Origin of the sequence: Corynebacterium sp. (genome assembly GCF_030532195.1) — a bacterium.
Classification (GTDB): domain Bacteria; phylum Actinomycetota; class Actinomycetes; order Mycobacteriales; family Mycobacteriaceae; genus Corynebacterium.
Window position 1 is genome coordinate 37,673 of sequence record NZ_JAUNLP010000005.1, and the last position, 13,674, is coordinate 51,346.

At 54.6% G+C, this 13,674-nt stretch carries 13 protein-coding genes; 5 read left to right on the forward strand and 8 right to left on the reverse strand.

All coding sequences use genetic code 11. The annotated features are described in order from the left end of the window. Positions 1 to 38 precede the first annotated feature (38 nt). The 4 genes from Q4E11_RS06600 (at position 39) to Q4E11_RS06615 (ending at position 4,140) form a co-directional block, all read left to right on the forward strand. Positions 39 to 689, forward strand: a complete 651-nt coding sequence (locus Q4E11_RS06600) for a sigma-70 family RNA polymerase sigma factor (RefSeq protein ID WP_303164633.1) — start codon at positions 39 to 41, stop codon at positions 687 to 689. A 169-nt stretch (positions 690 to 858) separates the two neighbouring features. After that, a complete protein-coding gene (gene trxB / locus Q4E11_RS06605; RefSeq protein ID WP_303164636.1) occupies positions 859 to 1,797 on the forward strand; it encodes a thioredoxin-disulfide reductase in 939 nt (312 codons plus the stop codon). A gap of 463 nt (positions 1,798 to 2,260) precedes the next feature. Then, positions 2,261 to 2,581 carry a thioredoxin gene (gene trxA, locus Q4E11_RS06610; RefSeq protein WP_303164638.1) on the forward strand — a complete coding sequence of 107 codons (321 nt, stop codon included), beginning with the start codon at positions 2,261 to 2,263 and terminating at the stop codon, positions 2,579 to 2,581. A gap of 374 nt (positions 2,582 to 2,955) precedes the next feature. After that, positions 2,956 to 4,140 carry an N-acetylmuramoyl-L-alanine amidase gene (locus tag Q4E11_RS06615; RefSeq protein ID WP_303164640.1) on the forward strand — a complete coding sequence of 395 codons (1,185 nt, stop codon included), beginning with the start codon at positions 2,956 to 2,958 and terminating at the stop codon, positions 4,138 to 4,140. Between the two features lie 114 nt (positions 4,141 to 4,254). Here the strand turns inward: Q4E11_RS06615 and Q4E11_RS06620 are convergent, their stop codons facing one another. From Q4E11_RS06620 to rpmH, 8 genes are all read right to left on the reverse strand, one after another. Then, a complete protein-coding gene (locus Q4E11_RS06620; RefSeq protein ID WP_303164641.1) occupies positions 4,255 to 5,178 on the reverse strand; it encodes a hypothetical protein in 924 nt (307 codons plus the stop codon). A 10-nt stretch (positions 5,179 to 5,188) separates the two neighbouring features. Then, on the reverse strand, positions 5,189 to 6,442 hold the full coding sequence (locus Q4E11_RS06625) for a ParB/RepB/Spo0J family partition protein (protein ID WP_303164642.1): 1,254 nt from the start codon (positions 6,440 to 6,442) through the stop codon (positions 5,189 to 5,191). A 12-nt stretch (positions 6,443 to 6,454) separates the two neighbouring features. Beyond that, positions 6,455 to 7,417 (reverse strand): ParA family protein, encoded by a 963-nt coding sequence (locus Q4E11_RS06630; RefSeq protein ID WP_303164644.1) that lies wholly within the window; start codon positions 7,415 to 7,417, stop codon positions 6,455 to 6,457. A 263-nt stretch (positions 7,418 to 7,680) separates the two neighbouring features. Beyond that, positions 7,681 to 8,289 carry a 16S rRNA (guanine(527)-N(7))-methyltransferase RsmG gene (gene rsmG, locus Q4E11_RS06635; protein ID WP_303164828.1) on the reverse strand — a complete coding sequence of 203 codons (609 nt, stop codon included), beginning with the start codon at positions 8,287 to 8,289 and terminating at the stop codon, positions 7,681 to 7,683. 616 nt (positions 8,290 to 8,905) lie between these two features. Further along, positions 8,906 to 10,039, reverse strand: a complete 1,134-nt coding sequence (gene yidC / locus Q4E11_RS06640) for a membrane protein insertase YidC (protein WP_303164647.1) — start codon at positions 10,037 to 10,039, stop codon at positions 8,906 to 8,908. Between the two features lie 88 nt (positions 10,040 to 10,127). Beyond that, positions 10,128 to 10,460 (reverse strand): membrane protein insertion efficiency factor YidD, encoded by a 333-nt coding sequence (gene yidD / locus Q4E11_RS06645; protein ID WP_303164648.1) that lies wholly within the window; start codon positions 10,458 to 10,460, stop codon positions 10,128 to 10,130. Further along, on the reverse strand, positions 10,420 to 10,800 hold the full coding sequence (gene rnpA, locus Q4E11_RS06650) for a ribonuclease P protein component (RefSeq protein ID WP_303164650.1): 381 nt from the start codon (positions 10,798 to 10,800) through the stop codon (positions 10,420 to 10,422). The genes yidD and rnpA overlap by 41 nt, the downstream gene beginning before the upstream one ends. 20 nt (positions 10,801 to 10,820) lie before the next feature. Beyond that, positions 10,821 to 10,958 (reverse strand): 50S ribosomal protein L34, encoded by a 138-nt coding sequence (gene rpmH / locus Q4E11_RS06655; RefSeq protein WP_005511646.1) that lies wholly within the window; start codon positions 10,956 to 10,958, stop codon positions 10,821 to 10,823. A gap of 747 nt (positions 10,959 to 11,705) precedes the next feature. On the opposite strand from rpmH, the gene dnaA reads away from it, so the two are divergent. Next, entirely contained in the window at positions 11,706 to 13,460 is a 1,755-nt protein-coding gene (gene dnaA, locus Q4E11_RS06660) for a chromosomal replication initiator protein DnaA (RefSeq protein ID WP_303164656.1), read from the forward strand. Positions 13,461 to 13,674 lie beyond the last annotated feature (214 nt).

Here is a 13,674-nt window from a genome sequence, read left to right on the forward strand (position 1 = left end):
CAAGCGGAAGTCGCGGGTTTCGTGTTTGCATTGGAGCCATGAACTTTGGGGGAAGAAATAGTAATGGGGATAGTTGCCACAAGGCCCGCGCGGGTCGGCGACTTGGGGACTATGGCGTCGTCGGCAGGCGAGGGCAGGCGACGGCGGATGAGATTGACCGTGGTTTGCTGAAAGCTCACTTGGCGGGTGATCGGCGTGCATTCGCGGTCCTTGCCCAGCGCTACTATCCGCAGCTTTTTGCAATGGCCAGGAGATATCGCCGGGATGATTTCGATCCGCACGATGGTGTTCAGGAAGGGCTGGCGCGAGCAATGGCCGGTGCAACCAGTTTTCGCGGCAACTCTACTGTGGCGACGTGGCTGAACTGCATTGTGAAAAATGCGTGCATTGATCACAATCGTGGCCGCTTCGGGGTCACGCCTGTGTGCGATGGGGAAGAGGAGTTCAATGCCTGCTTAACGCAGAAGCCTGTGCCGACACCTGATATCGCGCTGCGGATGACTATGGCGACGGCGCTGAAGCGGTTGCCATCAGATCAGCGCAACGCACTTTTGTACTTGGATACTTTTTGCTATTCACTCCAAGAGACATCGAGGTGTTTTGGAGAACCATCCGGCACGCTTAAATCTCGGCGGGCACGAGCGCGCACAGCTTTGCGCCGTCAGTTGGAAGAAGTTCACGTGGCTTAATGGTTTCGCACTTTTAAGCCATGGAGGGTGAGGGAATAGGTAAAAGCAGGCTCACGTTGGTTGAGATAGTTCGTTCCGGTAGGTTCAAACCCGGAGCTGAAAAAATTGCTAACTGTTGTGCATTGCTGTGAAATCAGTGATGCACGAGATTGAAGTTATAGGAGTTTTCATGAGCGATACCGTTCACGACCTGATCATTGTTGGTTCTGGTCCCGCCGGTTACACTGCGGCCACTTATGCTGCCCGCGCTGAACTTAAACCAGTAGTGTTTGAGGGCATTGAATTTGGTGGCCTGCTCATGACAACGACTGAGGTGGAGAACTTCCCCGGTTTCTCCAAGGGCATCATGGGCCCAGAGCTCATGGATGAGATGCGAGCGCAGGCTGAGCGCTTTGGTGCGGATCTTCGTATGGAGATTGTCGATCGCATGGATCTGACCGGTGACATTAAGTCCGTATGGGTTGGAGAGGAAGAGCACAAGGCTCACGCTGTCATTCTGGCCACCGGTGCTGCACCGCGTTACCAGGGTGTTCCAGGTGAGCAGGAGCTGCTTGGCCACGGTGTCAGCGCCTGCGCTACCTGTGATGGTTTCTTCTTCCGCAATCATGACATCGCAGTGGTTGGCGGTGGCGACTCCGCAATGGAGGAGGCCATCTTCCTGACCAAGTTTGCTCGCTCGGTGACGATTATCCACCGTCGTGATGAGTTCCGTGCCTCCAAGATTATGGTCGAGCGCGCAGAGAACAACGACAAGATCCGTTTTGAGATGAACAAGGTTGTCTCCAAGGTCCTCGGCGAGGAAGCCGGATCGGTCAACGGTCTCGAGCTCGAGGACACTGTTACTGGTGAGAAGTCCACGCTTGATGTCACCGCAATGTTCGTCGCCATCGGTCATGAGCCACGCTCTCAGATGGTTCGCGATCAGCTGGACTGCGATGACTCCGGTTACATCAAGGTCTCCGCTCCAAGCACTCAGACTTCCCTCAAGGGCGTCTTCGCGGCTGGCGATGTCCTCGATTCTCATTACCAGCAGGCCATTACCGCTGCTGGATCTGGCTGCAAGGCCGCTTTGGATGCGGAACACTACTTGGCAACGGTCGAAAAGTAATCAATACTTCGACAGCTGCCTGACCTGCTGATTTCACCTGACTGCGGGAGGTGCCCACTATTGGAGTGCACCAACTATTGCGCATTCCCACAATGGGAATCTGCAATAGTGATAAAATTCAATTGTTGGTATTCATTACGCATCAGCGATGCAATTTCAGCATTTGAATGATTTCCACTGGGAATACTTTCGCAATAAAATCTAATATGGAACACCTCTTAGATTTTATCGATTGATAGCCAACCCATTCTGGCTTAGGTTGTTGCCTAGTGGTTGGTTCAATGTCTCCAGCGAATAACTGCGAGCCGTTGCCCCTCAACAGAAATCAGAAATGAATAACGCGCTGTTTAATAACTTAGTACGCGAAACGCGCTGTCGAAAGCCCTGTTTTCCAGCGGTTTTGTCGGCATAATGGGCGTGAAAAGAGTAGAAAACTAGCTTTCATTATTAGGAGAGGAAAATCATGGCACCAGTAACCGTGACTGCCGATACCTTTAAGTCCACCGTGCTGGAATCTGACAAGCCCGTGCTCGTCGATTTTTGGGCAGAGTGGTGCGGTCCATGCAAGAAGATCGCCCCGGTTCTCGATGAGGTTTCTGCAGAGCTGGAGGACAAGGCTGTCATCGCTAAGGTCAACGTCGACGACGAGCGCGCACTGGCCGGCATGTTCCAGATTATGTCTATTCCATCCCTGCTTCTGTTCAAGGACGGCTCCAAGGTCGAGGAACTGCGCGGTGTTCGTCCGAAGGGCGATATCGTCAAGATGATTGAAAAGCACCTCTAATCCGCCTCTGTTCCAACTGTCTCCACTGTGTACCGCTCTTTTAGGCGCCCCAGTGGAGACTGCTCCTAGTGTTACAGAAGTAAATTACTGTGTCTCCTGCAACTTTGCGGTTTTGCTGGCCGACGCGTGCTTGTGGACATCAAAATTATGTAGACGGCCTGGTAATCTAACTAAAAAAGGCGATATCCGCTTTCCTATATTGTGTTGGGGCTTCATTTCGCACCGACATCACGGTTTATCGTTGGCCACATTCTCAAATAGTCATCTGGGTGCGCGACTTCGGCCCTCCGGCTCGTAGGCCAGCATTCCTAACTGAGTGTGGTTCGTTGCAATAATGCGCTTAATAAAATGGTGGAGTTCGGAAGGGAGTTTTCGTGCCAGAGTTTCTGAAGGTGGGTGATCGGTCACCTCGAGTCGCTGAGGTACGCGCAACGCTGGCGCGTCTAGGTCTCCTACCTAGCTGGGAGGGCTCGGCTGCCGAGGAAGATTCCCCACAGTGGTCTGGTGACGACGACCTTTTTGATGAGGGACTTCGTGAAGCGCTTCTAGCGTTCCAGCAATCCCGTGGCGTATATGCCGACGGCGTTATCAGGGACAGCACCCTTCGCCTGCTGCGAGAAGCTTCGTACACCCTGGGCACTCGCGTCCTGTTTTATGACCCACTGTCCCAAATGACCGGTGAGGATGTCGGCGTTTTGCAGGCTACCCTGCAGGAATTGGGCTTCCACGATGCCCGGGTCGACGGACACTTTGGCCCCAAGACTGATGCCTCGGTACGTGAATACCAGCTCAACTATGGTCTTGAACCAGACGGCATTTGTGGTCCAGTCACTCTGCGAGCATTGAGCTACCTCGGTCGAAGGGTCACTGGTGGCTCCGTGAGCGCCTTCCATGAGAAGGAAGTACTGCGCTCGATGGGGCCGAAGCTGTCTGGCAAGCGCATTGTTATCGATCCAGCGCGCGGAGCAGGAGACCCTGGCCTTATGGTCAACGGTCCCTATGGCCAGATTTCGGAAGAGGAAATCCTCTGGGACTTGGCATCGCGTATTGAAGGTCGCCTAGTCGCAGCTGGTGCAGAAACTATTCTGTCCCGGCCGCGCACAGATAACCCAACTATTGAGGACCGCGCAGAGCTAGCCAATGCCTTTGGTGCTGATGTTTTTATTTCCCTCCAGGCAGACAGGTATCACAATAACCGCGCCAGCGGCGTTGCTACCTTCTACTTCGGTTCTATGAAGGGCAATAACTCGATTCTCGGTGAACAGCTCTCTGGCCTGATTCAGCGAGAAATTGTCGCACGCACCGGTCTGGTGGATTGCCGCTCCCATGCTCGTACTTGGGATTTGCTTCGCCTCACCAGGATGCCCACGGTGGAGGTTGCAGTAGGCTACCTGACCAATGAATCGGATGTAGAAATTCTGTCTTCTCCGGAACAGCGCGACATCATCGCTGAGTCCATCGTGGTCGCTGTCAAGCGCCTCTACTTGGGCGATGAAGAACAACAGCCCATGACCGGCGCATACAGTTTTGCGCAGCTCATTGAGGAAGAAAAAGAATAGATTTCCTCACGCTACAAAGATGAACGCCCCGCCTCGCACTAGCGAGCATCGGGGCGTTTTCTCATTCGTAGTTGCGCAAATCAGTTGTCAGAAACCAAACCACGGAAACCATGGCTAGAGACTGAACAACTTCGAGCGCATGAATCGCTCCTTCGCGCTCACATCCAATGCATGTCCCATTTCCTCATCCCAGTCGAGCTCCGCATCGAGTTCAATTCGCAGCTTCGGATGAATCGGGTCCGGCGTCACCACTCGAAAACCGGCCTCCAAAAGAGTGCGGGTACGAATGAGATCACCGGCTTCGTGGTTGATCGCACCCAACTTTTCCGATACGCAGGGACGAGGGTTAAGTCGCTCTTCTAGTTGCTCTTCGAAATCGGCGATTAAGTTCTCCGTGCCGTCGTCAAGCGCGTCAGGGGAGGGCAGTGGCGAGGTGACCGAATCTGACGTGCCACTGCACCCGAATGCTTCGACTGCAGAGATTCCGCGGAGAGACAGCTTGTGAAGTGTTCGCGTAATGAGCGTGCGCAACATGTCCGACTCGACTTCGAGCGGGTTGTAGTGGAGGCTAGTCAGCGCAATGGCATCTGGCGAAATCGGCCCAGACGGCATGGAAAATGTCGTCGGGCAGAACCGTGGGGGCGCAAAAAGAAGCGTGCCGATGGTCTCGGGGGCATCACTTCCCGATGGCCGCGATGACCTTCTGCGTAGTGAAAATCCGCACGGCCCCCACGAGAGGAAGACAGTATTCAACCAAGCTTCTTTCTCAAGGCGTATCTGCTCGTCCAAATTGCGCCCTAAATCGCCTTCTGACGGCTTAGAAGCATCTTCACCAGGCACGGTAGCGGAGTACGGGCTTTCAGGCCGCACATCAGCGTGTGACGCTTCACTTTTACCGTCGGCAGTAGGAAAGTGGGGCAGGGCGGTGGTATTTCGAATTTGCTCCATACCCTGCTCCCAAAAAAGACTGAGCATCGTGTCAGGAAAGACGGCTTCGATGTTCGCGAGAGAGACCGGTTCGATGAAGAATTCAGCCACGGTGAATCGCTTAGTCTTCCTCGAGGTGCATCAGCGACATGATGCGGTCGAAGTCTTCCAGGTTTCCGAACTCGATGACAATCTTGCCCTTACGCTTGCCCATCTGCGCGGTGACCTTAGTGTCAAAGGAGTTGGAAAGACGGTCAGCCCAGTCGTGCAAAACTTCTGGCTGTGGCGTTGGTTCGCGGCGCTGCTGCTTCGGCTTTTCTCCGGCGTTGAGCAACGTGACCGCTTCCTCGGTAGCTCGCACCGACAGTCCCTCAGCGACAATGCGTTCCGCGAGCTTTTGCTGATCTTCCTTGCCGGACTTAATTCCCAGCAGTGCGCGAGCATGGCCCGCTGACAGCACACCGACGGCAACTCGACGCTGAACCTCAACCGGCAGCTGAAGAAGACGGATCATATTTGTGATGACTGGGCGAGAGCGACCAATGCGATCCGCGAGTTCCGCCTGAGTCACGTTGAACTCTTCCAGCAGCTGCTGATAGGCGGCGGCCTCTTCCAGTGGGTTCAACTGGACACGATGAATGTTCTCCAGGAGGGCATCGCGAAGCATGTCCTGGTTTGACGTTTCACGAACAATCGACGGAATCGTATCTACGCCGGCGCGCTGCGATGCACGCCAGCGGCGCTCACCCATGATGATTTCATATTCAGGCTGAGGCGCGTTCGGATCTTCCTTCCGCGCGGCGTCGAGCGCCGCCTCGCGATTGTTCTCCGTAATCGGGCGAACCACAATCGGCTGAAGAAGGCCGAATTCTCGAATGGAATGCGCGAGTTCGTTGAGAGGTTCTTCATCGAAGACCTCACGTGGCTGCTTCGGGTTCGGGGTCAGAAGCGTCAGATCGAGTTCACGATAGGTCGCCCCGATATCCTCCGGCGCCGGCAAATCAACTTCATTGGACGTAGTTGTTTCACGTGAAACATCTTCGACTTCTGCAACTTCGACCGGCGTGGCAACGTTATCGTCACTGTGACGCTTATGGCCCTCATCACTGCGCGTCGCTTTCTGAGCAGAATTTCGACGCAACAACGGATTCTGGGACAAATCTGGCGACGATGCCGATTCCGCGTTAGTGCCGTCATGGCTCTGGCGAGCTCGCCCCGAAGAAGCGGTATTCGAACCTTGCCCCTTCCGCGGACCAAAAATAATGTCGGCAGCGCTGTCGCCAACCGACGGGCTCTCAGCCGGAGCAGTCGGAATCAGAGCAGCCAACCCACGGCCCAATCCGCCACGACGATTCTCCTTCTTCTGATTGGACATTGCTAGCTACTCCTAGTTGGTCGAGTTTTTTGTCGAATTGGATGGGGTAGGGGAGTGGTCAGGTTTCCGGCCGATGGCACTGCCGCCTGGGACTGCCGGGTAATCGCCACGGGTGGCAAGCTCCTTAGCAGCGTCCAAATAGGCGACGGCACCACGTGAACCAGGATCGTAGGAAATAACTGTCTGCCCGAATCCCGGAGCCTCCGAGACCTTTACAGATCGTGGGATCAGATTCCGAAGAACAACATCGCCAAAGTATCCGCGGACCTCATTTGCGACTTCCTCAGACAACTTCGTGCGGCCGTCGAACATCGTCAGCAACACTGCCGAAATGTGAAGATTCGGATTGAGGTGCTGGCGAATCATTTGGATGTTGTTCATCAACTGAGTCACGCCCTCAAGAGCGTAAAACTCGCACTGAATCGGAATGAGGACCTCATTCGCTGCAGTCATAGAATTCAGCGTCAACAGACCAAGAGACGGCGGACAGTCGATGATGAGGAAATCGAAGCCGTTGTCCTCAAGGTAATTATCCGGAATCGCATCAAGTAGTCGACGCTCTCGGTTCAACAGGGATACCAGCTCAATTTCCGAACCCGCGAGATCGAGAGTAGCGGGCACGCAGTAGAGATTCTCCGACTCTGGGGACTTCTGAATGACATCATCAATATTCATCTCGCCAATGAGAAGTTCATAAGTCGACGGTGTTCCAGAGACGTGCTCAATTCCAAGGGCGGTGGAAGCATTGCCCTGTGGGTCGTTGTCGATAACCAAGACCTTCAAACCATGACGTGCAAGCGCCGATGCGATATTAACGGCCGAGGTGGTCTTTCCGACGCCGCCCTTCTGGTTGGCAATAGTAATCCTGCGAGGCCGCTCTGGGCGGGGGAGCGACAGACGGTTCGGCGTCTTAACCTGCGCTGCGCGCTGAGCGGCTGCAGCGATGGGCGTATCCTGCCAGGATTTCCGGCTCATTAAATAATCCCCTTACAAGCACACCACTCACCAAGAGACAGCGGGTGGAGTGCAAATCAATTCTCAGTAATAATCTGCAAAATCAACGACGTCAGTTCTGACGATTACGCGATTGTTTCACGTGAAACATGTGATGAATGCGAAGTAGGTTCGCAAAACGCGCTACTTACAACACTCTAGTCGTTTCGTATCACGCTGCTCAATACCCACCGACACCTTATCCACACAGACATCGCAATCAACAGCCGGCGCGCAAAATGCCGCTACTTCTTCTGAATAATGACTGCGAACGTCGGTGTATTCAGAACCGAAGCACCAACTTCAACGACGTGCGGATTCACACCCTTCGCCTTAGTAATTAGCTTGGCGTCGCGATCAATTTCTTCCTGAGCTGAGCTGCCCTTCAACGCCACCATTGCGCCACCAGACTTCACTAGCGGGAGAGACCAACCAGCTAGCTTCCCAAGGGGCGCGACTGCACGAGAAGTGACCACATCAATCTGGCCGACTTGTTGCCTGACATTCTTATCTTCAGCACGACCACGAATTACCGTCACGTTCGACAGCTCTAGATCCTCAACCACTTCATCGAGGAACGTCGTACGACGCAGCAGCGGCTCCACCAAGATGACTTTAAGGTCAGGACGCGCCAAAGCCAGTGGAATACCTGGCAGGCCGGCACCCGAACCAATATCGGCCACAGTGACGCCTTCATTAATAGCTTCACCGACTACCGCAGAATTAATAATGTGGCGCTCCCAAAGTTTCGGTGTTTCACGTGGACCAATCAGTCCACGCACCGTAGCCTGCCCCGCCAGCCACGTGTGATACCGGCGAGCGAGATCCGCGTTCTCGCCGAACACCTTATTAATGACAGCGCTGAGTTCTGCGCCCTCTACAGTGGTCGAGGCTCCGTCAACGCCCGCCGCATTTTTATGGTTTTCGGCCTTACGCTTCTCGACGTTCTCAGAATCGGTACTCAACTGAATTGCCAACCTTTCTCATCAAATTGTTTTTAACCCGTAGCGGCGGAATGGGGGAGGGAGGGGAGAATGCGAACGAACAAACTCGGCCGCAATCTCAGACTCCACAGCTATGGCCGCTCATGAACAAGCCATTAGCAACCAGTGTACGGCACGCCAATAGCGATGTTTCACGTGAAACATCGCTTGAAAAACCCTTGATGCTGGCGAAAATAGCTGGAAGCACTAAGCAAGAGCACAAACACTAACCACAGCGCCGTAATCACACACTTGTAGTTCGTAGCTTAAACGTGCAGCGCCAGAAATGCCTTGGAAAGCAACACCACTTAGGAGTCGCCGCGACGGACAACGCCTACCGACGAGGCCCCCGAAGACGCTCCCAACCGTGACACGATCGCGGCAGCGACGGCGAAAGAAAAAGTGCAATAAAAAAAGGAGCCTCACACCCAACAGTGTGAGGCTCCTTAGCTATGCAATTCTGTAGACGAAGAACGGTGCTAGATAGCTACTTCTTCTTTTTCCGCTTCCGGTTTTTATTGTTAGCCGGTTTCTGACCTGGTGCCGGCTTCGAGGCCGGTCCCTGCGTCCCCTTCGCGGAATTACTGCTTGGAAGGTGGCTTGCGGTGTTCTGGTTGCTAGCCTTCTGTGCCTGCTGAGCCTGCTGGCGCTTGCCGCCCTTCTTCGGGTTAATCGGCTTCTGGCCAACCTTCGGAGCGAGCTTCTCCTGAGCCTCGCGCTTAGCTGCCTTCTTCGCAGCGACAGCTTCCTTCTCTTCCTCGTCCAGCTTGCCGAAGATGTAGCGCTGCTGGAAGTAGGTCCAGATGTTGTTAGTCACCATGTAGACCAACAGACCGATGTGCCAGTAAGCACCGGTGACAAGAATCATCACTGGGAAGAACCAGAGCATCATCTTGTTCATCATGTCCATCTGCTGACCCATCGGGCCTTCCTGGCGCTTAACCAGACCAGCTTCCTGACGAGCACGAGTGCGCTCAACGGACATACGAGCGTTGAAGTGCGTAGCCAGTGCCGAGATGATAATCAGCGGAATGGCCACAACCATAATGTCAGTACGCGTGAAGTCGGCAGCCGTTCCCGGCTCCGTAAAGGCTGCGTACTGATCTGTGCCCATACCAACGGAACCAGACAGGGGAGCGTTGAAGACACGAGCCAGCAGGAAGGAACGAACATCATCGACATCGAAGATGTAGTTCGGGGTGTTCCAGTTCTGCTCCACCGACATACCGAGCGCATTGCCTGAGGTACCTGTGCGGTTAAACGAACGCAAAACGTGGAACAGACCAATGAAGACAGGCATCTGCACCAGAATCGGCAAACAGCCACCGAGCGGGTTGACGCCCATTTCCTTCTGCAGCTGGCGCATGGCCAATGCCTGTGCCTGCTGGTCGTTCTTGTACTTCTCCTTGATGGCCTGCATCTCGGGAGCAAGCTGCTGCATCTTGATAGCCGAGCGCTGCTGGTTCAGCATCGGCTTGAACAGCAGGATACGAATGGTCACCACCAGCAGGATGATGGCTAGTGCCCAGGAGATACCCGAGGAGGGATCTAAAAATAATCCTGCGGCTTTATGCCACAACCACAGGATGGCCGAAATCGGCCAATACACAAAATTCAGCACGGTCTAGGATCACTCCGTTCTATAGGGGACTGCGCACAAGCGCCTTCGTCTACATAGCCCTCTCACAAAGGCTAAGCCTTATAAGAGGTTACCTGTGCATTCGCTTCCACCACGAACCCAGGCCGGGGAATTCCTGAGGAACTGGATCCCACCCACCGGGGTGCCAGGGTGCGCAACGGAAGATACGTAAAGTTGCCAGCCACAGGCCACGAGCTGCCCCAAATCTACGGACAGCTTCCAAACCATAAGCGGAGCACGTCGGCTCAAAACGACATGTGCTCGTTGGTTTCAAAGAGGAAATTCGTCGGCGATAAAAAAGAATCGCCCGCTCGGCCGCACGTGCTACGGGGCCGTGGGCGAGGGGGCCGTCGTCAAGCGAATTACTTGCTGCGTCGGTATTTGGCGAGTGCTGATTGCACATCCTGGGACAGCTCCTGGCTGGTGGCTGTGGCAGATGCGGGCAGCGCGCGCACGACGATGTCCAATGTGGACGGGTAATCCTCGACAGCGTCGGCCATGATATGGCGCAACTTTCGGGAAACCGCGTGTCGAGTCACGGCGTTACCCACAGCTTTAGATACGACAAGACCGATACGCGGACCACCAAACCTGGCAATCTGCGTATCGGTCTTGTTTTCACCGCCTGAAGTGGCGGTATCACGAATATGCAAGACGACAGTCTTGCGTCCGATTCGGCGTCCACGTCGCACGGTGACCGTAAAGTCCCGCGACGAACGTAGCTTCTTGCTCTGAGGGAGCACCGAAATCGGTGTCCTTAAACTTAAGCGGACAGGCGGGCACGGCCCTTGCTGCGGCGAGCTGCCACAACGGCGCGACCGGAACGGGTACGCATACGGGTACGGAAGCCGTGCACGCGTGCACGACGGCGGTTATTCGGCTGGAACGTCCGCTTCGACACGGTTGACACTCCTTGAAACTCAAACGACCACGAGCCTGCGCACAGCACACCGCTTTTGCTTGACGACGTTCACTGCGAACGCGTGCGCGGCGGTGGGCCAGTCGCATTCCCGTGATGCACGGAAAAATTACTTTGCCGACAGATTAAAGACTAAAAGCGTCCTGTCGGGTCCAAGCCTTATCTGTCCTGTCTCATGGGGGACATGAACGACGAAGACTGATGCGCTCGGACTCATATCTCAATGGATATGAAACACCCAGATAGGGTACGTCGAATCCCGCTGGAAATTCAAATCAACACGCCGAATTCATCTGGGATTAAATATTTTCCAGAAATTTCTCGCTACGCGGTGTGACCTGTGGAAACAGATACTTGTGCACTGCATTTCACAGGCCGTTTTACCCCTGAGCTGTGGATAACTCTCTCCCCTTGCATAACAGCGAACTGGGAAAACAGGACATTTACCTAGGTAAACGCAGTCTAGGGGAGTGTTTTTCATTGTGGGCAAACTGTGGATAAGCTGTTAATCAATTAGCAGCAAAGTTTATCCACAGGTGTGGACAAACATGTGGAAGCCCTGCATGAGGCCTATACGCGCTTGTGCAGAAATCACCCACAGGACAAATTACAAAAAATAGCCCCCAAATGGGAATACGTGGCACCTCTCGCCATGCAAAAACCGCTCCACAGGGCATGCTGCACAGATAAGTTTGACATCGAATTGATTTGTAAGAGGACATCCACACAGTGAGCGAACAACCAGAATTGCCAGGCGGACTCTGGGAGCAGGTAGTTTCCATCCTGACCTCGCCAGAGGGCGCGCCGGAGTTGGGCATTGCGCCACTCCGGCCGCCCCACAAGGCGCTGTTGCGTTCGGTTACGCACACGGGAGACTTTCCGGGATTTTTCCTGCTCAGCACTCAGTCACCAGTGGTCCAGGCACTTGTAAAAGAGGAGCTCAAGACCACAATTGAGGCGGTGTTGACCTCTCTTACGGGCGAGGAGTTGGAAACTGTTATTACAGTTGCCGATCCCGCCGACGAGGCTGAGGACAACCAGGCACAGCAATCGCAACCACAGTCGCATTCCGCTTCCTCACCGCAGCCGCAGTCCCAGCAGCAGGCTCAGTCCCCATCCCCATCGCCGGCCCCGGTTTCGCGCTCTCAGCAGAGTCATCAGGTGCATCAGCCGCAGACCGGTGGCCGCAGCTATCCTTTCCCCAATGCCAGCCCCGCTGATTTCGGACATACCGAACAGGCAGGTCAAGGCAGTTCACAGCAGTCGGGGGCTCATTCGGCACAAGGCACATCGCCACATCGCGGTGCACACACCCCAGTTGATTCCATGGCTCAAGGCCTGGCACATTCCGCTGCCGATAAGCCTTTGACCATTGCGGATCAGCGCCAGGTGGCCAGCCCATTTCGCTCGGATAATCATGACACCCTGGACGAGATGAGCAAGCCTTTCGAGGAGCCGACGCTCAACCCGAACTACACCTTCGAGACCTTCGTTATTGGTCCGCAGAACAAGTTCGCCGCTGCCGCTGCCGTAGCTGTGGCAGAGTCACCGGGACGTACGTACAACCCGCTGTTTATCTCCGGCGGCTCGGGCCTGGGTAAGACACACCTGCTCCACGGCATTGGCCACTACGCGAAGCATTTGTACCCTAACCTGCGGGTTCGCTACGTCTCTTCGGAAGAGTTCACCAACGACTTCATTAATTCCGTGCGTGACGACGCCCAGGAATCCTTCAAGCGTCGCTACCGCGATTTGGACATGCTCATCATTGATGACATCCAGTTCTTGGAGGGCAAGGAAGGTACGCAGGAAGAGTTCTTCCACACGTTTAACGCTCTCCACCAGTCCAATCACCAGATTGTGCTGTCGTCGGACCGTCCTCCGCGGGAGCTAAAAACCCTGGAAGATCGTCTGCGCACTCGCTTCCAGTGGGGCCTGAATCCTGACCTGCAGTACCCGGATTTGGAAACGCGTATTGCAATTTTGTCGAAGAAGGCACAGCTGTCTGATTTGGTCGTGCCGCACGACGTTCTGCAGTACATCGCGGAGAACACCTCATCATCCATTCGTGAGCTCGAGGGGCGTCTGCTGCAGATCAGCGCCCACGCTTCCATGATCAATGAGCCCGTGACCTTGAAGTTTGCCCAGGAAATCCTTGGTGCAGACGAAATTGAGGTGCAAATTACTCCGGAAATCATCATTTCGACGACTGCGGACTACTTCGATCTCACCGTGGCCGATTTGGTCGGTCCGGGTAAGACGCGTCCGGTGGCTCATGCTCGCCAGATTGCGATGTACCTGACTCGTTCCTTCACTGAGCTGTCGCTGCCATCGATTGGTCGGGAGTTCGGCAATCGTGACCATTCAACGGTTCTGCACGCTGAACGCAAAATTATGAAGGAAATCCAGGAAAAGAAGCCATCAAAGGACCAGGTCAACGACCTGACTACGCGGATTAGAGACCGCGCCCGCGGCACCAACTAGCCCTGTGCCACCGGGAGGCGGAAAACTTGTGATTAACTGGCGTTTTTCCGTGCACAGAGCTGTGGATAACTAACAAAAAATGTGGATAGCCAGGGAGTCCGAAAATTTATCCACAGATGGCGATAGTTATCCACAGTTAGACGCACTAGTTATCCACAGCTCGAAACCCGCGGCGACCAGCGCCAATCATGTAATTTCACAATGTGCACACCCC